Here is a 19,186-nt window from a genome sequence, read left to right as displayed (position 1 = left end):
CGCAAAACGACCGTTCGCGCCATTAAACGCCGATAAGCAGAAAAGAAGAGGAGCAGCCAGGTCGTCTGCGGCTCCGCCCGCAGAGTGCCGGCTGACGCGCCGGGTTTCGGGAAAAGGGCGATGCCGCGCGGAATGCGCAACGAGAGGAGAGAACCTTGAGCGTGACGGAGCAAAAATTCGGCCTTTACGATGCGGCTTTTGAGAAAAGCAGCTGTGGCGTCGGTTTCATCACCCGCAAGGACGGCGTGCAGACGCATGATGTGCTGAAGCGCGGTCACGAGGCGCTCTGTGCCGTGCCGCATCGCGGCGGCATGTCGGCGGAGGGCGTGGGTGATGGTGCTGGCGTGTCGCTCGATCTTTCACTCTCATTTTTCCGGAAGCTGACTGACAACGATTCCTTGCAAGCCGGCCGGTTCGGCGTCGGCAATTTTTTCCTGCCGCAGAACCCTGCTTTTCATGACCAGGCGATCGGCATCATCGGCAGTGCTCTGGAGGAACAGGGCTTCTCGATCCTGCTCGTCCGCAATGTACCGGTGAATGACGCGGCCATCCGCGCGGCCGCCATTTCCTATCAATTGCCGATCCGGCAATGGCTCTTTTCGGCGCCAGCGGAATGCGCAACCCTTGCCGAGTTCGACTGGCGTATTCACAAGGCGCTGCTCGCTATCGAGGCGCTTGCCTATACCGCGCCGGAACTTGCCGGTTTTTATCCGCTGTCGCTCAGCGCACGCACGCAGGTTCTGAAAGGGCGTTTGAACTCGCATGAGGTCATGCCCTATTTCTGCGACCTGACCGATCCGCGCCATGAAGTGCATACGATGTATTTCCACACGCGGTTTTCCACCAATACAGATCCGCACCCCTCCATGGCGCAGCCCTTCAGGCTAATGGCGCATAATGGCGAACTCAACACCGACAAGAAGAACCGGCTATCGGAAGCGGCCGTGGCGTTGGCGAAAAATGCCAGCATCATCCGGCCGAAGGGCCAGTCTGATAGCTGCCGTCTGGACCAGACATTGCAGACGCGGGTGATGGAAGACGGTCTCGACCTCGTCACCGCCGTCGTCTCGATGATGCCGCCTGCCTGGGAAAACGACGACACGCTCTCTCCCGGCGTCAAGGCGATGCTGGAATATTTCTCGCTCTACGAGGAGAAGAATGACGGCCCGGCTGCGCTGATTTTCGGCGACGGCACCATCGTCGGCGCACGGCTTGATCGCCTCGGCCTGCGCCCGCTGCGGACCATCGAGACAGACGATTATCTCTGCGTCATGTCGGAGGCGGGGCAGATCGCCTTTCCGGCCGAAAGCGTCATTCGTCGCGGTCGCATCGAGGCCGGCGGCATGCTTTACTACGACCACGCCGAACGGCGCGCCTTTTCCACCGTCGAGGCGCTGGAGCTTCTGGCGGCGCGGCGGGACTACCCGTCGCTATTGTCTGAAGCGCGCGTCATGCTTGCGGATTTGCCGGAGGTGCCCGCCGAAAAGCAGGGATCGCCGCTTCGATACAATGGCGATCTGGAACGGCATCAGCGTTATGTCGCCTATTCGCACAATCAGGAAAGCTTCAAGTTCCTGATGGATCCGATGCTGGCGTCGGGTGCTGAAAAAATCTCGGCCATGGGTTATGGCAATGCCATCAACGCGCTCTCCGATCAGGAAGGCGGGGTTGCCAAATATTTCTCGCAACGCTTTGCGCAGGTCACCAACCCCCCGCTCGACAGCATTCGTGAGGCCGATGGCATGACGCTGCGCGTGGCGCTCGGCGCAAAGCCGAATAGCGGTGCGAAAGCGGCCCGCCAGATTGTCGTGCGCTCCCCGATCCTGACCCATCTCGACATGCTGCGCATTCGCGAGCAGTCGGAGACGCCAGTTCGTCGTTTCGAGATGCTTTATACGCCGATCTTTGATGCTGCGAGTGCCAACGAAGCGGCCTTGCGTCAGGCGATAGATGGCCTCTGCGGTGAGGTTGTGGCTTTCGCGGCCGGGGAGGGCGGTATTGCCGTCGTCACTGACCGGCACGTTTCGGCAGGTCGTGCGGCCTTGCCTATGATCATGGTCCTCTCCGCCATCAACCAGCGGCTGATCGAGGAGGGTCTGCGGCTACGCGTGTCCCTGATCGTTGAAAGTGGGCAATTTTCCTCCTCGCATCACATCGCAGCGGGTCTTGGTTTCGGGGCTTCGGCTGTCTACCCACTCGGCGTGCAGTTCCGTGCCGAGGAGAAATTTGGTGCCGATGCTGACAAGGCCTTCAAGCGTTTTGCCAAGGCGGCTGAAAAGTCGCTGATGAAGACCATGGGCAAGGTCGGGCTGTGCACGGCGGAAAGCTATATTGGCGGCGAGTTCTTCGAACCGAACTTCCTCGACACCAACGATCCTGTGCTGAAGCGTTATTTCCCCAATGTTAAGACCCCGGTCGGTGGCGTTACCTTCGCTGTCATCGCGCAGGCGGTAGTGGACTGGCATCGCAAGGCGCTGTCGGTAAAGGGTGAAAACGACATTCCGCTGCTCGGTCTCTTCAAGGAGCGCGCCGAAGGTGCTGGCCATTCCTATGGCACGACGGCGGTTCGCGGTTTCGTCGATATGACGGAGGAAAAGATCGGTTTCGACAAGGGAACCGACAACGAAGAGGCGCTACGTCTCCTGCCGCTCAACCGGCTGGAGGATGCTTTCGGCCTCAACGATGCGGCCTATTATCACAACAGCTTCGACCGGCTGACGCCCGAAGCAATCGACGCTTTCGAGGTAACGCCGGGTTACCGCGCCTTCGCACGCATGATGGCCGAAGAAAGGGCCCGCCGTCCGGCAGCCCTGCGTGATGTTCTGGAATTGCCGGCTGATGTGACCTTTGCCGGTTCGGCCGAAGAATTCCGCCGCGACATGGGGCGCTTTTCCAGACGTGGCAACAACAGCTTCATGGTGCGCGGATTGCTCTGCGAAAGTGGCGGGGAAGGCGCGTTCCGGCTGCAATTGACCGGCCCGCACGGTCATGAGCTTTCCCGGCTTGCCGCACTCGGACAGTCGCTGCTCGATCGTTTCGGTGAGGATATTGCCGGCCATTGGCTGGAGGGCGGCGCGCTTCTGGTTCAGGCGAAGGGTGAAGCATTCACCTATCTGTCGCTGATCCGCACCGCACCTGACAGCATTGCGCTCGACGCTGTGCAAAAGGCGAGTGAGATCACCAAGACCCTCGCTTCGGGTGCGATGAGCCATGGCGCGCTGGTCGCAGCCGCCCATGAGGCGGTGGCGCATGGCACCAATATGGTTGGCGGCATGTCGAATTCTGGGGAGGGCGGCGAGCATATTTCCCGTTACGGCACCATCCGCGCCTCGCGCATCAAGCAGTTCGCCTCTGGCCGTTTTGGTGTCTGGGCGGGTTATCTTGCCGACCCGATGCTGGAGGAAATAGAGATCAAGATCGGCCAGGGTGCAAAGCCCGGCGAGGGCGGGCAATTGCCGTCTCCAAAGGTAACGGTGGAAATAGCCGCGGCCCGTGGTGGCACCCCAGGCGTCGAGCTGGTTTCGCCGCCGCCGCACCATGATACCTATTCGATCGAGGATCTGGCCCAGCTTATCCACGACGCCAAGGCGGCGCGCGTGCGCGTCATCGTCAAGCTCGTTTCGTCGGAAGGCATCGGCACGATTGCAGTCGGTGTTGCGAAAGCGGGTGCGGATGTCATCAATGTCGCCGGCAATACCGGTGGCACGGGTGCGGCCGCTGTCACCAGCCTCAAATATACCGGCCGCGCGGCGGAAATCGGCATCGCCGAGGTGCATCAGGCGCTTTGCGCCACGGGCCTTCGTGCCAAGGTGCTGCTACGCTGCTCCGGCGCACACCAGACGGCGAGCGACGTGGTGAAATCGGCCCTTCTCGGCGGCGACAGCTTCGAGTTCGGCACCACGGCGCTGATGATGCTGAAATGCGTCATGGCGAAGAACTGCAACATCAAGTGCCCCGCCGGCCTCACCACCAATCAGGAAGCCTTCAACGGCGATCCACGCGCGCTGGCGCAATATCTCATGAACATCGCCCATGAAACCCGCGAGATCTTGGCCGCACTCGGGCTGCGCTCGCTGCGCGAAGCTCGGGGCCGCTCCGATCTTCTTCACCTCCTCGATCATCCGGCGAGCGTCGGCCAGCTTGACCTGCGGGCGATGCTTTCGGTGGTGGAGGAAGTGAAGATCGACAGCCCGGTCTATATGGAAAAGGACTTCGCGCTGGACGATGCCTTCATTGAACTCGTGCGCTCGGCTCTGATCGACAGCAAACGGGAAAATATCGAGCTTGGCGGCAACCGCTTCCTCAACAATTGCAACAAGAGTGTTGGCGGCCAGCTCGCCGTCGATATCGAGCGCATGCTGAACCACGAACTTTCCGACGAAGAGGCGGATGCGCTTCCGGCTGTGAAGCGGGATAGCCGTGGTCGCCGTTTTCTGGAGGCGGGTTCGGTGCGCATCGACACATCAGGTTCAGCAGGGCAGTCCTTCGGCGCTTTCTGCAATGACGGCATGGTCATGGTCCATACCGGTACCTGCAATGATGGCGTCGGCAAAAGCGCCTGCGGCGGCACCATTGTAGTGCGCTCCCCCGGTGGCGGTTCGCAAGATGCTGATGGCAATGTGCTGGTCGGCAATTTTGCATTGTTCGGCGCCACCGGCGGTCGCACTTTCGTGGAAGGGCAGGCGGGCGACCGTTTCGCGGTGCGCAATTCGGGTGCGACAGCCGTTGTCGAAGGTGTGGGCGACTTCGCCTGCGAATATATGACCAATGGCGCTGTGCTTAACCTCGGCAGTTTCGGCAAGGGTTTCGGCAACGGCATGAGCGGCGGCTTCGTCTATCAATATGACCCTTACGGCGATCTGCCGAAGAAGGTGAGCCATGATTCCATCCTGCTCGGCTCCATCACCGGCGAGGACGAACAGGCATCTATCCACAATCAGGCCGTTCACCAGCTTTTGACCTGGCATGTCGACGAAACAGGGTCGGCCAAGGCCGCATGGATTCTGGAAAACTGGGAAAGCGAACAGCACAATTTCGTCTACGGCATGCCGCGCGCCCTGCTGCTTTATCAGGACAGCGACGAAATTCTGAAAGCCAAGCCCCGCAAGGAGCTGCTGGAGGAACTGGCGTCCGCGCTTGCCGCCCATCAGGTGCGGAAGTTCAAGCTGGCCTATCGCGACCGCAAGGCCGTGTTGAACGGAACCGTGCCTGGTTATGGTGAGACGGATACGGAAGACATGTATGCGCTCATCAACAACTACACGGTTTTGAGCATGGCGCAGGCCATTGCTCTCCAACGGTTGCCGATGGCATCCGGTCCTTCCGATCCCGCCATCGAAAAAGCCGTGCGCAATCTCGTCCTCACGGAGGACTATGCGCTGATGCAGCGGCTGCTGAAATATGCGCGCGAGGCGCTTTCCGATCATGATGACGAGCAGCTTGCGGTGATGATCGCCGCCAAGCGGCTCGACGATTACAAGCAGGCGCTCGCGCGCCGCAACATCTGGTCGGTGGATAGTCCCGGCACCTATGGCTGGATCATTCAGCAGGACCGCAAAAACATCGAGAAGATCGGTCGTCTGCCGGGCTTTGAGGAGCTTTTCGCGGCGCGTGCCATTCCCGACCTTGCCACCGCATCCAGCCAGAACAGGGCAGCATGATGAAGATACCTTACATTCCTCAAGATGCCCCTTTCAATGGCGACCAGCGCGCCTGGCTATCCGGCTTCCTGGCCGGGCTTCATTCCCGCGCAGCAATGGGTATGGACACATCGGTTGCCGCTGCCGCTCCCAAGGCGGCGGCCAGCGTGCTGAACATTCTCTTCGGCACCCAGACCGGCAATGCCGAGGCGCTGGCGATGGATATAGCCGACGCCGCCCGTGCCCAGGGCATGCAGCCTGTGGTGACGGCCTTGGATGATGTTTCCATGGATAGTCTGGGCGCCATGAAGCGCGTCATTGTCGTCACCTCCACCTACGGCGAAGGTGAAATGCCTGACAATGCCCAGCTTTTCTGGGAGGCCCTTTCCAAGGAGGCCGCACCCCGGCTGGATGAGATGAACTTTGCCGTGCTTGCGCTTGGCGACACCGGTTACGATGGCTTCTGCCAGGCGGGCAAGCTCATCGATACCCGCTTCGAGCAGCTTGGCGGCAAACGGATGAAGACGCGTATCGATTGCGATATCGATTTCGAAGATGTCGCCGCCAACTGGATTGGCGAGACCCTGCCACTCGCGCTCGCCATCGATGGTGGCAATAAGGCGGCGGTTGTGCCGGCGATCGCCGAGGCGCCCGCGCGGGCAAAACAGGGCTGGAGCCGCAAGAACCCCTATGCTGCGCAGGTGAGCGTCAATCGCCTTCTTTCCGGGCCTGCTTCGTCCAAGGAAATTCGCCACTACGAATTTGATCTCGGCGAAAGTGGTCTCGACTATGAGGCGGGGGATGCTCTGGGCGTCGTTCCCCTAAACGACCCGAAACTGGTGGGCGCGCTGCTCGAACGCTTCGGAGTGAGCGCGGATGGTGAAGTCGCCGGACTCGACCGTCCGGTCGGCGATGCGCTTCTCAATATGTTCGAGATATCGACACCGTCGCGTGAGTTGGTCGCGGAGATCGGCAAGCGCGCAGGTCACGATGAACTCAGCCACATCCTTGCGAATGGAGACAGGGAACAGCTTGCCGCCTTTCTCTGGAGCAAGGATATTCTCGACCTGCTTAGTCTCGGTGAAAAACCCGTATTCGACCTTGCTGAATTCGTGACGTTCCTGAAGCCGTTACAGCACCGCGCCTATTCGATCTCTTCCAGCCCTCTGGCCGCGCACAACAGCGTGCATCTGACAGTCGCCAGCGTGCGTTATCGCGCCGAAGGTCGCGAGCGTGGCGGCGTGTGCTCCACCTATCTCGCGGACCGGGTAGAAGCGGGGCAGAGTGCCGGGATTTTCGTCTCTCCGAACAAGGCGTTTCGCGTGCCTCAGGACAATGACGCACCTGTTATCATGGTGGGACCCGGCACGGGTATTGCGCCATTCCGGGCTTTTTTGCAGGAACGGCAGGCGCGGGGCGCAAAGGGCCGGAACTGGCTGTTTTTCGGCGATCAGCACCGGCAGTCGGATTTCGTCTACGAAGACGAACTTGGAAAGATGAGTCGCGATGGCGTGCTGACCCGTCTCGATCTCGCTTTCTCGAGGGATCAGGCCGAAAAGATCTATGTTCAGACCCGTATGCGCCAAAACGGCAAGGCACTCTATCAATGGCTCGAAGAGGGCGGCCATTTCTATGTTTGCGGCGACGCGACCCGCATGGCGAAGGATGTTGACGATGCCCTGCACCAGATCGTTATTGACGAGGCGGGCATCTCTGCGGAAGCGGCAAGCGACTATGTAAACCGGCTGAAGCGCGAAAAACGTTATCTGCGCGATGTTTATTAGAGCAAAGCGCTGAGGCGAATCAGCAATTGGAGCAGGTTATCTCAGCGTCGCGCTGTTTGAAGAAATAATCGCGTGCGATCGTGATCGATCTTACGCCGGACGAAGAAATATCTGGCATGAACATCAACAACTCATGCGGCACGGAAAGCTCGACGTGGATGAGGAAACTGTCCGCTACAAGCAAACGTGTGGGAACGGAGACTCGCGATCCCACCACATAGGGCCTCGCGTTTTTCTCGTTCCAGGACCAGGCGATAGTCGCCTGTTTCTGCTTGTCGATCTTGATGCCGCTGATCTTCAGCTGCAGACCCTTGGTGCTGTAAGGCGCAAAGACGGCAGCCGTTACGTCCTGCATGCTTGTCAGATAAGCCTTGTCGACGGAATTTGTTTTGGAGATCAGGTCGTTGATCGTTGCGGAGGCGCTGCTTGCCCGCTTGTAGGTGTTATAGCCGATGGTGAGTTCGAAGGACGTCAGATAAAGCGCAAGCAATATCGGGAAGACGATCGCAAATTCTACCGCACCCACGCCACGGCGATCCCTTGCGAAGCGTGCAACGAGCGCGATAAAACGAAGTCGGCCGTTCGTGATGGTGGAAACAAGCCCTGCCATCATGAGCCCCCGCTCGTGGTGTACTTCTCATTCATGAAAGCGTCGGTCGCGACAATGAGGAAATGCGACGGCATTGACCCGTCGGCTGGGCGTATTTTGGTAAGATATGGTCGGATGATATCTGCGACTACACGCCAGCGATAATAGACGCGCAGCATATTGATCGTGTCAGGTCCACCCGGCTTGAAGCCGAATTGCGCCGTGTCGAGATCGTAATATTCGCCGTTAGCTTTCAAGGGTATCGTAGTTGGAATATCCTTGAAGGCGGTGAAGGAGCGAAGGTCGATATAAAGCTTCTGTTCTTTTTTGATCTCATCAGCCGAGCAGGTGATAATCACCGAAACTTCGTTGCAGAAACTCTTGCGAAAATCCTCTTTGGAAATCGAACTGCTGATCTGCCCGGTGCGCAGACGCCTCGCCATCGTGTCGGTAGCATTGACGACCACTTGCTCCGCCATCAAGGCGATGAAAGTTTCGATGATCGCGAAGACGACGAGGAAATAGGGAAGCGCCAGGATCGCGAATTCGATGGCTGCTGTCCCGTCACGCGAGAGCCCGAATTTTTCCAGCAATGGCTTCAATTTGGCCAGTCGCATATGTCGGTGTCGATCTTTAGAATATGCGGCAAGCGCAACCGTTGAATTTGTTGCGGACCATAACCAGCCGGTGTTTAAATTCAGTTACCCCGACGAGTTATACTTTATCAGTTCGCAAAAATGGCACAGGCTATAAACGCAAAAAGCCCGGCATATCGCCGGGCTTTTACTTACTGGAAAAACGATAGCTTATTCCGCATCCGCTTTTGAGAGAACCTCAAGGGTGGGTGTGGAGGTGATATTGTAGCCGCAATCCACGTAGTGGCACTCGCCGGTAACGCCGCGCGACATGTTGGAGAGCAGATAAAGAGCCGATCCGCCGATATCGTCGATATCCGCTGTTCGCCGCAGCGGTGCGTTTTTCTGGTTCCACGCATAGATTGCGCGCGCATCGGAAATGCCGGCGCCCGCCAGTGTGCGGACCGGTCCGGCCGAGATGGCGTTGACGCGAATATCGCGCGGGCCATAGTCGGCAGCGAGATAACGCACGGACGCTTCGAGAGCTGCCTTGGCAACGCCCATGACGTTGTAGTTGGGGATGACCCGCTGCGAACCGTTATAGGTCAGCGTCAGCATGGATCCGCCATTCGTCATCAGTTCGGCGGCACGCTTGGCGATTTCCGTGAACGAGAAACAGGAGATGACCATAGTGCGGCTGAAATTCTCGCGGGTCGTATCCGCGTAAAGACCCTTCAGCTCGTTCTTGTCGGAAAAGCCAATCGCGTGCACGACGAAATCCAGCGTACCCCATTTTTCGCGGATTGCCGCAAAAAGCGCGTCAACCGAGGCGATATCCTCGACATCGCAAGGCACGATAAAGTCGGATCCGAGCTCGGCGGCGAGCGGCTTTACCCGCTTGCCGAGCGCCTCACCCTGATAGGTGAAGGCGAGCTCTGCGCCCTGCGCCGCAAGAGCCTTGGAGATACCCCAGGCGATAGAGTGATTGTTTGCGACGCCCATGATGAGGCCGCGTTTACCCTGCATGATGCCGTTCATGGCAATTATCCGTTATGACGCTGAAAGACCAGCGTGGCGTTGGTGCCGCCGAAGCCGAAGGAATTGGAAAGGATCGTGTCGATCTTGGCATTGTCGATGCGGCTGCGAACAATCGGGACGCCCGCAAATTCCGGATCGAGTTCGGAAATATGCGCGCTCTCGCCGATGAAGCGTTCCTGCATCATCAACAGGCCGTAGATCGATTCCTGAACGCCTGCTGCGCCCAGCGAGTGGCCGGTGAGGGACTTGGTCGACTGGATATGCGGGATCTTGTCGCCGAAGACTTCCCGGATCGCGCCGATTTCCTTGCTGTCGCCAACCGGCGTCGAGGTGCCGTGGGTGTTGATGTAGTCGATATCGCCCTTGACGGTGGAAAGGGCTTGACGCATGCAGCGGATCGCGCCCTCGCCGGAAGGAGCCACCATGTCGTAACCATCCGAGGTTGCGCCATAACCGACGATCTCGGCGTAAATCTTCGCGCCGCGCGCCTTCGCATGTTCCAGCTCTTCAAGAACCAGTACGCCAGCACCGCCGGCGATCACGAAACCGTCGCGGTTGACGTCATAGGCGCGGGAAGCGAGGTTTGGCGTCTCGTTATATTTGGACGACATCGCGCCCATGGCGTCGAAGAGGTTGGACATGGACCAATCGAGGTCTTCATGGCCGCCAGCAAACATCACGTCCTGCTTGCCCCACTGGATCATCTCGGCGGCGTTGCCGATGCAATGCGCCGATGTGGAGCAGGCCGAAGAGATCGAATAGTTGACGCCGTGGATCTTGAACCAGGTCGCAAGTGTAGCCGATGCGGTGGAGGACATGGCCTTCGGCACGGCAAACGGGCCAATACGCTTCGGGCTGTTGTTCTTCAGCGTGATATCGGCGGCTTCGACGATGGTGCGGGTGGAAGGGCCGCCCGAACCCATGATGATGCCGGTGCGCTCGTTGCCGCTGATGTCGCTTTCCTCGAGACCGGAATCGGCAATCGCCTGCTTCATGGCAACGTGGTTCCATGCGCCGCCCTGCGAAAGGAAGCGCATGGCGCGACGGTCGACCAGCTCGGTCGGATCGAGAGACGGCTTGCCCCATACCTGGCACTTGAAACCGTGTTCAGCAAAATCCGGTGAAAATGAAATGCCGGATTTGGCGTCGCGCAGGGATGCGGTGACTTCGGCGGCATCACCACCGATGGAAGAAACAATGCCGAGGCCGGTGACAACAACTCGTCTCATGAAATGGACCTTTTCTTAAGATTTCGGCTGGACGACCGAAGCCGCCCGGCGTTTGCCAGGACTATTCCGTCCGCTTCAGGCGGTCTTTTCCTTCGACAGCCCCACACGAAGGTCTGTCGCTTGATAAATGGTTTCGCCGTCTGCCTTCAGCCATCCGTCTGCGGTACCCAGAACGAGACGTCCGCGCATCACGCGCTTGAAATCTATGCCGTACTGGAGGAGCTTCGTCTCCGGGCGAACCATGCCCTTGAACTTGACTTCGCCGGTGGAGAGCGCCATGCCGCGGCCTTCTTCGCCCAGCCAGCCGAGGAAGAAGCCGGTCAGCTGCCACATGCCGTCAAGGCCGAGGCAACCCGGCATGATCGGGTTGCCCTGGAAATGGCAGGGGAAATACCAGTCGTCTGGGCTGACATCGTATTCAGCGCGGATGAAACCCTTGTCGAACGCGCCGCCGGTTTCGGAAATTTCGGTGATGCGGTGAACCATGAGCATGGGAGGCAACGGAAGCTGGGCATTTCCCGGACCGAACAATTCGCCGCGTCCGCAGGAAAGGATCTCCTCGTAATTGTAACTTGATTGCCTCGTTGCCATACCGCTTTCACTTCCTCAATCACTGGTGTTTATCGACTTCACTAGAGCAAGTTAGGTTCAAAATGAAGCGCTGCAAGGGCAGAGGCCATTATGCCCCCATTCTTTGTCTTCGAACCTTCTTTAGAGAAGTCATTACCTCAATATGCCGTCCGCATACAGGAACCATCCGGCAGGAACCAGAGGAAATTTGCAAGAATGGCCGGTTTGCAGCCATTTGCGACACTCGGCGACGCTGAAACTATTGAAAGCATTCACCGCAAAAGATATATGCTATTGCAATTGATGGGTTTCACCCCTGTGTTTGGAATGGGATTGCATGGCATTTGACGCCACATTGGATATCGGGACGAGGCTGCGGCGCTCGGGGCTGCGGCCCACGCGCCAGCGCGTTGCTTTGGGCGATCTTCTTTTCGCAAAGGGTGATCGCCACCTGACGGTCGAGGAGCTGCATGACGAGGCGGTGACCGCCGGCGTGCCCGTTTCTCTCGCGACGGTATACAACACGCTGCATCAGTTTACCGAAGCCGGCCTGATCCGCGTTCTGGCTGTCGAGGGTGCGCGCACCTATTTCGACACCAACGTGTCCGACCACCATCACTTCTTCGTGGAAGGAGAGAACGAGGTTCTCGACATCCCCGTGAACAATCTCCAGATCGACAATCTGCCAGAGGCGCCCGAAGGCATGGAAATCGCCCATGTGGACGTGGTCATTCGCCTGCGTCGCAAGCGCGGTTGAAGCTTCGGCTTGATAAACAAGAAAACATGGCGCCTGTGGGCGCCATTTTTGTTTCAGGCAACCTTCGCCGCCTCACTTCAATATATCTTCGGGCCGTCTGCCGGGCTTGCCCTTGTAGGGCGGAAAGGTCCATCCGAAGATCAACGCTCCGGACCGGACACCGAAAGCCGTCAAGACGCCGATGCCCGACGCGACATAAAGCGGCGCGCCGAGGAAATAAGCGCCGGTGAAGATGGATGCCCCCAAAAGCGCGCAGGTGATGTAGATTTCCGGGCGCAGCAGCACGGAGGGTTCTCCCGCGAGAACATCGCGCAATACGCCGCCGAACGTCGCTGTCAAAACGCCTGTCACGATCGCCACGGTTGCGGAGCCGCTTGCAGCCAGACCCTTGGCGGCTCCCATGACGCAATAGGCTGAGAGGCCGACGGCATCGAGCCAGATGAGCACCCGATACCGGGATTCGAACAGGTAGGCGGTGAAGAAAAGCAGAACCGCAACCGATACGCAGACCAGAATATAGGTCGGGTTCAACACCCAGAACACGGGCGCCCTGCCCAGCACGAGATCGCGCACCGTGCCGCCGCCGATCCCGGTCGCGGCGGCGAAAAACAGGAAGCCGATCAGGTCGAGCTGCTTGCGTGAGGCGGCCAATGCGCCGGTTGCGGCAAACACGGCAACGCCGGCATAATCGAGAAAACCCAGCAGTGTCATGGAAAAGGTCCCCCCGGAAATTTGGATGCGTTTGCGTCAGTGTCGCGCAAGCACGGAACTCTAGGCTGGCCGCCCGGATGATCGCAACATCCATAAACGAAACGGATGCAAAGGAAAATGCCGTGCGAATCGCTATCGTTGCCGCTCTTCAGGCGCTGGTCCTCTTGATGTTTCCGGTCGCGCTGGCGGCACAGCAGCAGCTGGTGAACGATCCCGAGATCTATGAAAAGGATCATTTCCGCAAGGAGTGCAAGACGGCTGGCTTCGGCGATGATTTCATCACCAGACTGGATATCAACAATGATGGCCTGACGGATGCCGTCGTCAATCACGGCGTGCTGGATTGCGATGGCGAAAAAGGCCGCAGCTGCGATGACGAAGGTTGCCCTTACAATTTTTACGTCCAAGTCAAAGAGGGCGGATATCTGATGATCGCGACGGCCCGGATTTACGGCTACGATTTCATCAAACGTTTCGGCAACATGGTCTTCGTACTGAAGATGCACCCGCGTTATTGCGATCGAACCGACAAGGAAGCCTGCCTGATGACGGTGCGGGTGCGCGGCACAAAATTCGTCACCATCTCACGCAAGTGACGACGCAGTCCGTCAGGGCGCGATGCGCCTGATCCGGACCCTTTGGTTATAGCGGTGGCGAAGCGAACGCGGAATGACGAGTGTGGCGATGGCGACCGCAAAAACGGTTGCCGCAACCACCCACAGGGCATCGTACTGTAGCATGGCGCCCAACACCGCCCCGCAGATTGCGCCGCTTATCATACCGAGCCAGGGCACGATCTGGATGCCCCAATCGAGGCTTCGCTCCCCCAGAAGATAGCGACCGATGCCACGGCCAAAACGGGAAAGGGCGCCGGTCACGTAGGTGAGGCCAATAGGCAGCCCCTCAATATGCTCGACGGCAGCGTTGACCATCCCCATGGCGAAAACGACAAGATAAAACTGCGCCAGGGCGGAAGCATCGCCGCGCAGCAATGCGGCAATCGCCACCAGCGACCCGACGGCCACGAGAACGGCAAAGATGCTCCGGTCGAATTTATGCGCGACCACGATACCGCCAGCATTGCCCGCCACGAAAGCGATGATCGCGAAGAGTAGTTTCGCCGCATGGGAATAAACGCCAGCTTCCACCGAAATGGCCGCGCGGGTGGTGTTGCCGGTCATGAAGGAAACGAAATCGCCGGAAAGATGAAGACCCACCGCATCTGTCATTCCGGCGATGAATGAAATGGCGGCGACGAGCGCAATGCCGGTGCCGGTGCGCCTTGCCCTGATGATGTTACGGCGTCTCTGTCTGGTCATGGAAAAGCTCGATATGGAAAACAGCGGGCCGATGCGCCGGGCTGTGCTATCCTATGTCTAGAATGCCGGGCGGCTTGTTTGCAATCTTTCTGGAAGCGTTTGAGCGCCTCTATTTTGTCTAGACAAATGTAAAATCCCTGCCTAGCATGCCTCAAATAAAGCGAAAAAAATATCGCACAAAAATAAATCAAAAGGGGTTCCGATCATGAAAAAGACATGGGTTATCGCCGCAATCGCGACGCTTGTTTCATCTGCTTCCGCCTATGCCGAAACATCGGTTACAATAGGCATGTCCGGCTGGACCGGCTTTGCGCCACTGACGCTTGCCAAGCAGGCCGGCATTTTCGAAAAGAATGGCCTCAAGGTCGATATCAAGAAGATTCCGCAGGCAAGCCGGCATCTGGCGCTTGCTTCCGGTGACATCCAGTGCGCCGCCACCACGGTCGAAACATGGATCGCGTGGAATGCCAACGGCGTGAAGTCCACCCAGATTTTCCAGATGGACAAGTCGCACGGAGCCGACGGCATTGCGGTGCGCAGTGATGTTGCAAAGGTGTCGGACCTGAAAGGCAAGACGGTTGCCGCTTCTGCACCGGGCACATCCCCCTATTTCTTCCTTGCCTGGATACTGAAGGAAAACGGCCTGACCCTGAAGGACGTGAAGGTCGTCAACCTTGAGCCGGGACCGGCCGCGCAGGCATTCGTCGCCGGCCAGAATGAAGCCGCCATGACCTATGAGCCTTATCTGTCCACAGTGCGCGCCGCACCGGACAAGGGGAAAATCCTTGCGACGACGCTGGATTATCCCGCCGTCATGGACACGTTCGGCTGCACGCCGGATTTCTTGAAGGCCAATCCGCAGGCGGCAAAAGCCCTTGCGGACAGCTATTTCCAGGCGCTCGAGCTCATCAAGACGGACCCTGCAAAATCCTATGAGACCATGGGAGCGGACGTAAAACAGACCGGCGAGGCATTCGCAGCTTCGGCGAAATTCCTGGAATGGCAGGACAAGGCCGCCAACCAGAAGTTCTTCGACGGTGAATTCAAGACATTCTCCGAAAAATCGGCTGATCTGCTTCTGGAAATCGGCGTGATAAAATCGAAACCCGATCTTTCGACACTCGCCGACACGTCCTTCATCAAGTAACAGAAGCAAACTGCTGCTTTTCCTTCGGGGATTATTGCAGCCAGTGAGAAGCCTTACAGCGCCTGTGCGTCATGGACGACGCACGGCGCTTAGATGGTGCGGCGATAGAGTGCCGCGCCCGTTTTCCGGACAGGCGACAGAATGCAACCTCTTCAACCCATAAAGAATAGCACGCGGATTTTTCTCGGCATTCTGTTCTTCGTGCTTTTTTTCTCCGCCTGGGGCTTTGCCACGCTCGGCGGTTTCGTATCGCCGACCTTTCTGGCTGACCCGATCACCATGCTGAAGGACGGCATCTATCTGCTGACCGATCAGGGATTTGCCAGCGATATCGGCATGACGATCTGGCGTGTTGTCGGCGGCTTCGTGCTGGCCTCGCTCGTTGCTGTACCGGTCGGCATCGCCATGGGCGCTTACAAGCCGGTCGAGGCGCTGCTTGAGCCCTTCGTCTCCTTCGCACGCTATCTTCCGGCTTCTGCCTTCGTGCCGCTGCTTATTCTCTGGGCCGGCATCGGCGAGATGCAGAAGCTGCTGGTGATCTTCATCGGCGCAGTTTTCCAGATCATTCTTATGGTTGCCGTGGCGGTTGCCGGCACAAGACGCGATCTGGTGGAGGCTGCCTATACACTTGGCGCAAAAGACCGGGGCGTGGTCCGCCGCGTTCTCATTCCCGCCAATGCGCCCGATATTGCGGAAATTCTCCGTCTCGTCCTCGGCTGGGCCTGGACCTATGTCATTGTTGCCGAGTTGATCGGCGCGTCGTCGGGCATCGGCTATATGATCATCAACAGCCAGGCGCTGATGGCGACCGGGCAAATCATCTTCGGCATCATCGTCATCGGTGTCATCGGACTTATTTCTGACTTCGCGTTCAAATCGCTGAACCGGAAGCTTTTCGCCTGGAGGCTTGCCTGATGAGCGAACTCGTTATCAAGGGCGTCAGCCGCACTTTCCCCGGCGTTCAGGGCGGCCAGCCAACGCTGGCCTTGCAGCCCACGGATCTGGAAATCTCCCGCAACGATTTCGTCACCATTCTCGGCCCGTCCGGATGCGGAAAGTCGACCTTGCTGCGCATCATCGCCGGTCTTGACCGTCCAACGACGGGTGAAGTCCTTTTGTCCGGCCGGGCAGTGACAGGGCCGGGGGCGGATCGCGGCATGGTGTTCCAGTCCTACACGCTGTTTCCGTGGCTGACGATCCGGGAAAATGTCGCCTTCGGTCTGCGCGAGCGTGGTGTGGCCGAGAAGGAAAAATGGGAGATCGTCGATAGCTATATCGACAAGGTTGGCCTGCGCGGCTTCGAGAACCATTGGCCGAAACAGCTGTCCGGCGGCATGCAGCAGAGAACAGCCATCGCTCGCGCTCTGGCAAACGGCCCGAAAATCCTGCTGCTCGACGAGCCTTTCGGCGCACTCGACAACCAGACGCGCGGGCTGATGCAGGAATTGCTGCTCGGCATATGGGAGCGCGAGCAGAAGACCGTCATTTTTGTGACGCATGACATCGAGGAGGCGGTGTTCATGGCGTCGCGGGTTGTGACGATGTCAGCGCGGCCGGGGCGCATCAAGTCGATCATGCCGGTCGACCTGCCGCATCCGCGTCACTACACCGTCAAGGCCAGCCCGGAGTTTTCGCAGCTACGCGCCAAGTTGACGGAGGAAATTCGCAGCGAGGCGATTGCCGCCGCTGCCCATGGATAGTTGATCCATAGAATCGGGAGGAAGGAAGCATCGGTATGAGGAGTACAGGCGCCGATCTTCAGGAAAAATCACTGCACGAGCGCATCCGCAACGATGTCGAGCGCCACATCATGTCGGGCGAGTGGCCGCCGGGGTACCGTATTCCCTACGAACACGAGATGACCCGGCAATATGCCTGCTCGCGCATGACGGTGAACAAGGCGCTCGGCGAACTGGTGCAGCGCGGCCTTATCGAGCGCCGCCGGCGTCTCGGCACCTTCGTTCGCCAGCCCCATGCGCAATCGGCCGTTCTGGAAATCCACGATATCGAGCGGGAGGTGCAGGCCCTCGGCCTCGTTTACGGTTACCGTCTCGACAGACGGCGACTGCGCCCTGCGGGGGAAGAAGACGGCGCGGCCATGGCGCTTGCCGCGGATGCCCCGGTTCTGGAACTCACCTGCACGCATTTTGCCGGCGGCGTTCCCTTTTGCCTTGAAGAACGCATCATCAATGTCACCGCCGTTCCGGAGGCGGAGGCAGCGGATTTTTCACAGATCGGGCCGGGCACTTGGCTGCTGAAAATGGTTCCCTGGAGTGCCGCGGAACATCGCATCAGCGCAGTTTCCGCTGATCGCAAAAATGCGACCGCGCTCGGCATTGCTTCCGGTGCGGCGTGTCTGGTCATCCACCGCCGCACCTGGCACGGAGCGGATTATGTCACCAGTGTTCGGGTCACCTATCCCGGCGACCGACACGCGCTGGTGGCGCAGTTTTCGCCTTCGCAAAACACCTGAAGACCGCAGGTCGGTCAATTTTTTGTAAAGAAGAGTTTACGGGTCGTCTTTTGGCAATATAATAGTTGTCAAAAGAACTCAGGTTTATTATCGGAACGTCAAGCTTTCACGACGGCATCCGTTCATGGCCCCGGTTTTAATGAACCGGTCAATCTGCGGATGAGTTCATCGACGGAAATCCGGGATAAAAATTATGTCAGCTGAGACCTCAACTTCTTCCGCGTGCTTCACCAGGGCAAACAAAACACGGCATATCTCACTTGCCATGACGGTCACTTTGCTGGCCGGCTTGAGTGCCGGAGCGGTTTTTGCTCAGTCGGCATCCGAGACCCCGATCCAACCAGCACCTGCACCGGCAACGGAAACGATGCAGCCCGCGCAGTCGCCTGAGACGCCGAGCGCTCCGGCAGTCCAGCCTGTGCCGCCTTCCGTTGCCGCGCCCACACAGCCCGCGCCGGCCCAGCCTGCGCCCGCCGCAAGTAATCCCACGCCGGCAGCCGAAGGTGTTTCACCGCAGCCGACACAGACGGAGCAACCCGCTCCGACGAACGGTACGGCAGCGCCGAACGAGGTCTCCACCCCGGTTGAACCGGTAGTCGCCGAACCCGCAAGTGCCGGACATCGTGCGGACATTCCGCACAACCTGTCTCCCTGGGGCATGTTCATGGCGGCAGACTGGGTCGTGAAGGGCGTGATGATCGGTCTCGCTTTTGCATCGCTCGTCACCTGGACGGTCTGGGTGGCGAAGTCTATCGAACTTGCCGGTGCACGGGTGCGCGCCGGTGCGACGCTCAAGGTCATCCGCCGGGCGAAAACCCTGAACGAGGCGACTGAGGCCGTCGAAAAGAAGGGCGGGCCGGCAGCGCTGATGTTGCGCATGGCAACTCACGAAATGCAGCTTTCCGACGCGGTGGTCGAACACACCGACGGCGGCGGCATCAAGGAGCGTGTATCCTCGGCCCTGTCACGCATTGAAACCCACGCCGGTCGCCGCATGTCGCGCGGAACGGGCGCCTTGGCGACCATCGGCTCCACCGCTCCCTTTGTCGGTCTGTTCGGTACCGTCTGGGGCATCATGAATTCCTTCATCAGCATCTCGGAATCGCAGACCACCAATCTTGCCGTCGTGGCACCCGGCATTGCCGAGGCGCTGCTTGCCACGGCAATCGGCCTTGTTGCTGCTATTCCAGCGGTGGTGATCTACAACGTCTTCGCCCGCTCGATCACGGGATACCGGCATTTGCTGGCGGATGCCGCAGCCGGCGTGGAACGCCTCGTCAGCCGCGACCTCGATTTCCGCCGCATTCCGCCGGGCAGCAGCAAACCCGCTGTGTCGTTGGTTGGGCGGTGATCGG

Annotated in this window: 17 protein-coding genes; 10 read left to right on the top strand and 7 right to left on the bottom strand. The window is 59.0% G+C overall.

The window, feature by feature from the left end; translation table 11 throughout:
* Nucleotides 1–155 precede the first annotated feature (155 nt).
* Together AC5SEO_RS09235 and AC5SEO_RS09230 are read left to right on the top strand one after the other, a co-directional pair.
* Nucleotides 156–5,660, top strand: a complete 5,505-nt coding sequence (locus AC5SEO_RS09235; protein ID WP_174067939.1) for a glutamate synthase-related protein — start codon at nucleotides 156–158, stop codon at nucleotides 5,658–5,660.
* Entirely contained in the window at nucleotides 5,657–7,423 is a 1,767-nt protein-coding gene (locus AC5SEO_RS09230) for a sulfite reductase subunit alpha (protein WP_013635257.1), read from the top strand. The genes AC5SEO_RS09235 and AC5SEO_RS09230 overlap by 4 nt, the downstream gene beginning before the upstream one ends.
* Nucleotides 7,424–7,442: 19 nt before the next feature.
* Here AC5SEO_RS09230 and AC5SEO_RS09225 read toward each other — a convergent pair whose 3' ends face one another.
* The 5 genes from AC5SEO_RS09225 to fabA form a co-directional block, all read right to left on the bottom strand.
* Entirely contained in the window at nucleotides 7,443–8,036 is a 594-nt protein-coding gene (locus AC5SEO_RS09225; RefSeq protein WP_174067940.1) for a TadE/TadG family type IV pilus assembly protein, read from the bottom strand.
* Entirely contained in the window at nucleotides 8,033–8,629 is a 597-nt protein-coding gene (locus tag AC5SEO_RS09220; protein ID WP_003514434.1) for a TadE/TadG family type IV pilus assembly protein, read from the bottom strand. The genes AC5SEO_RS09225 and AC5SEO_RS09220 overlap by 4 nt, the downstream gene beginning before the upstream one ends.
* A gap of 189 nt (nucleotides 8,630–8,818) precedes the next feature.
* Nucleotides 8,819–9,625, bottom strand: a complete 807-nt coding sequence (fabI, locus tag AC5SEO_RS09215) for an enoyl-ACP reductase FabI (protein ID WP_003514436.1) — start codon at nucleotides 9,623–9,625, stop codon at nucleotides 8,819–8,821.
* A gap of 5 nt (nucleotides 9,626–9,630) precedes the next feature.
* Nucleotides 9,631–10,854: a beta-ketoacyl-ACP synthase I gene (gene fabB, locus AC5SEO_RS09210; protein ID WP_003514438.1), complete on the bottom strand. Its 1,224-nt coding sequence runs from the start codon at nucleotides 10,852–10,854 to the stop codon at nucleotides 9,631–9,633.
* Nucleotides 10,855–10,929: 75 nt separating this feature from the next.
* Nucleotides 10,930–11,445, bottom strand: coding sequence for a 3-hydroxyacyl-[acyl-carrier-protein] dehydratase FabA (gene fabA / locus AC5SEO_RS09205; protein WP_003514441.1), 516 nt, complete (start codon nucleotides 11,443–11,445; stop codon nucleotides 10,930–10,932).
* A gap of 195 nt (nucleotides 11,446–11,640) precedes the next feature.
* Between fabA and AC5SEO_RS09200 the strand changes: the two genes are divergently transcribed.
* Entirely contained in the window at nucleotides 11,641–11,772 is a 132-nt protein-coding gene (locus AC5SEO_RS09200) for a hypothetical protein (protein ID WP_003514443.1), read from the top strand.
* Nucleotides 11,762–12,181 carry an iron response transcriptional regulator IrrA gene (gene irrA, locus AC5SEO_RS09195; protein ID WP_003507276.1) on the top strand — a complete coding sequence of 140 codons (420 nt, stop codon included), beginning with the start codon at nucleotides 11,762–11,764 and terminating at the stop codon, nucleotides 12,179–12,181. Before AC5SEO_RS09200 ends, irrA begins: the two co-directional genes overlap by 11 nt.
* Nucleotides 12,182–12,253: 72 nt before the next feature.
* Here irrA and AC5SEO_RS09190 read toward each other — a convergent pair whose 3' ends face one another.
* Complete coding sequence (locus AC5SEO_RS09190) at nucleotides 12,254–12,892, bottom strand: trimeric intracellular cation channel family protein (RefSeq protein ID WP_003514444.1); 639 nt, start codon at nucleotides 12,890–12,892, stop codon at nucleotides 12,254–12,256.
* 77 nt (nucleotides 12,893–12,969) lie between these two features.
* Between AC5SEO_RS09190 and AC5SEO_RS09185 the strand changes: the two genes are divergently transcribed.
* Nucleotides 12,970–13,488: a hypothetical protein gene (locus AC5SEO_RS09185; protein ID WP_003514447.1), complete on the top strand. Its 519-nt coding sequence runs from the start codon at nucleotides 12,970–12,972 to the stop codon at nucleotides 13,486–13,488.
* A gap of 12 nt (nucleotides 13,489–13,500) precedes the next feature.
* Here AC5SEO_RS09185 and AC5SEO_RS09180 read toward each other — a convergent pair whose 3' ends face one another.
* Entirely contained in the window at nucleotides 13,501–14,211 is a 711-nt protein-coding gene (locus AC5SEO_RS09180) for a YoaK family protein (protein ID WP_174060645.1), read from the bottom strand.
* 205 nt (nucleotides 14,212–14,416) lie between these two features.
* On the opposite strand from AC5SEO_RS09180, the gene AC5SEO_RS09175 reads away from it, so the two are divergent.
* From AC5SEO_RS09175 to exbB, 5 genes are all read left to right on the top strand, one after another.
* Nucleotides 14,417–15,358: an ABC transporter substrate-binding protein gene (locus AC5SEO_RS09175; RefSeq protein WP_003514451.1), complete on the top strand. Its 942-nt coding sequence runs from the start codon at nucleotides 14,417–14,419 to the stop codon at nucleotides 15,356–15,358.
* 141 nt (nucleotides 15,359–15,499) lie between these two features.
* Nucleotides 15,500–16,273, top strand: coding sequence for an ABC transporter permease (locus AC5SEO_RS09170; protein ID WP_003514452.1), 774 nt, complete (start codon nucleotides 15,500–15,502; stop codon nucleotides 16,271–16,273).
* On the top strand, nucleotides 16,273–17,058 hold the full coding sequence (locus AC5SEO_RS09165; protein ID WP_013635262.1) for an ABC transporter ATP-binding protein: 786 nt from the start codon (nucleotides 16,273–16,275) through the stop codon (nucleotides 17,056–17,058). The genes AC5SEO_RS09170 and AC5SEO_RS09165 overlap by 1 nt, the downstream gene beginning before the upstream one ends.
* Nucleotides 17,059–17,093: 35 nt before the next feature.
* Nucleotides 17,094–17,831, top strand: coding sequence for a histidine utilization transcriptional repressor HutC (gene hutC, locus AC5SEO_RS09160; protein ID WP_003514455.1), 738 nt, complete (start codon nucleotides 17,094–17,096; stop codon nucleotides 17,829–17,831).
* A gap of 193 nt (nucleotides 17,832–18,024) precedes the next feature.
* Nucleotides 18,025–19,182, top strand: coding sequence for a tonB-system energizer ExbB (gene exbB, locus AC5SEO_RS09155; protein WP_174067941.1), 1,158 nt, complete (start codon nucleotides 18,025–18,027; stop codon nucleotides 19,180–19,182).
* Nucleotides 19,183–19,186 lie beyond the last annotated feature (4 nt).

The organism is Agrobacterium sp. K11 (assembly GCF_059429395.1).
This window is presented reverse-complemented; position numbering and strand designations above follow the sequence as displayed.

Bases quoted from the DNA above. Each gene is read 5' to 3' on its own strand.
- AC5SEO_RS09180 (WP_174060645.1), bottom strand. From the start codon at position 14,211: ATGACCAGACAGAGACGCCGTAACATCATCAGGGCAAGGCGCACCGGC.
- AC5SEO_RS09200 (WP_003514443.1), top strand. From the start codon at position 11,641: ATGGCCGGTTTGCAGCCATTTGCGACACTCGGCGACGCTGAAACTATT.
- AC5SEO_RS09165 (WP_013635262.1), top strand. From the start codon at position 16,273: ATGAGCGAACTCGTTATCAAGGGCGTCAGCCGCACTTTCCCCGGCGTT.
- AC5SEO_RS09225 (WP_174067940.1), bottom strand. From the start codon at position 8,036: ATGATGGCAGGGCTTGTTTCCACCATCACGAACGGCCGACTTCGTTTT.
- AC5SEO_RS09230 (WP_013635257.1), top strand. From the start codon at position 5,657: ATGATGAAGATACCTTACATTCCTCAAGATGCCCCTTTCAATGGCGAC.
- AC5SEO_RS09220 (WP_003514434.1), bottom strand. From the start codon at position 8,629: ATGCGACTGGCCAAATTGAAGCCATTGCTGGAAAAATTCGGGCTCTCG.
- AC5SEO_RS09185 (WP_003514447.1), top strand. From the start codon at position 12,970: ATGATCGCAACATCCATAAACGAAACGGATGCAAAGGAAAATGCCGTG.
- fabI (WP_003514436.1), bottom strand. From the start codon at position 9,625: ATGAACGGCATCATGCAGGGTAAACGCGGCCTCATCATGGGCGTCGCA.
- hutC (WP_003514455.1), top strand. From the start codon at position 17,094: ATGAGGAGTACAGGCGCCGATCTTCAGGAAAAATCACTGCACGAGCGC.
- fabB (WP_003514438.1), bottom strand. From the start codon at position 10,854: ATGAGACGAGTTGTTGTCACCGGCCTCGGCATTGTTTCTTCCATCGGT.
- AC5SEO_RS09190 (WP_003514444.1), bottom strand. From the start codon at position 12,892: ATGACACTGCTGGGTTTTCTCGATTATGCCGGCGTTGCCGTGTTTGCC.
- AC5SEO_RS09170 (WP_003514452.1), top strand. From the start codon at position 15,500: ATGCAACCTCTTCAACCCATAAAGAATAGCACGCGGATTTTTCTCGGC.
- AC5SEO_RS09175 (WP_003514451.1), top strand. From the start codon at position 14,417: ATGAAAAAGACATGGGTTATCGCCGCAATCGCGACGCTTGTTTCATCT.
- exbB (WP_174067941.1), top strand. From the start codon at position 18,025: ATGTCAGCTGAGACCTCAACTTCTTCCGCGTGCTTCACCAGGGCAAAC.
- irrA (WP_003507276.1), top strand. From the start codon at position 11,762: ATGGCATTTGACGCCACATTGGATATCGGGACGAGGCTGCGGCGCTCG.
- fabA (WP_003514441.1), bottom strand. From the start codon at position 11,445: ATGGCAACGAGGCAATCAAGTTACAATTACGAGGAGATCCTTTCCTGC.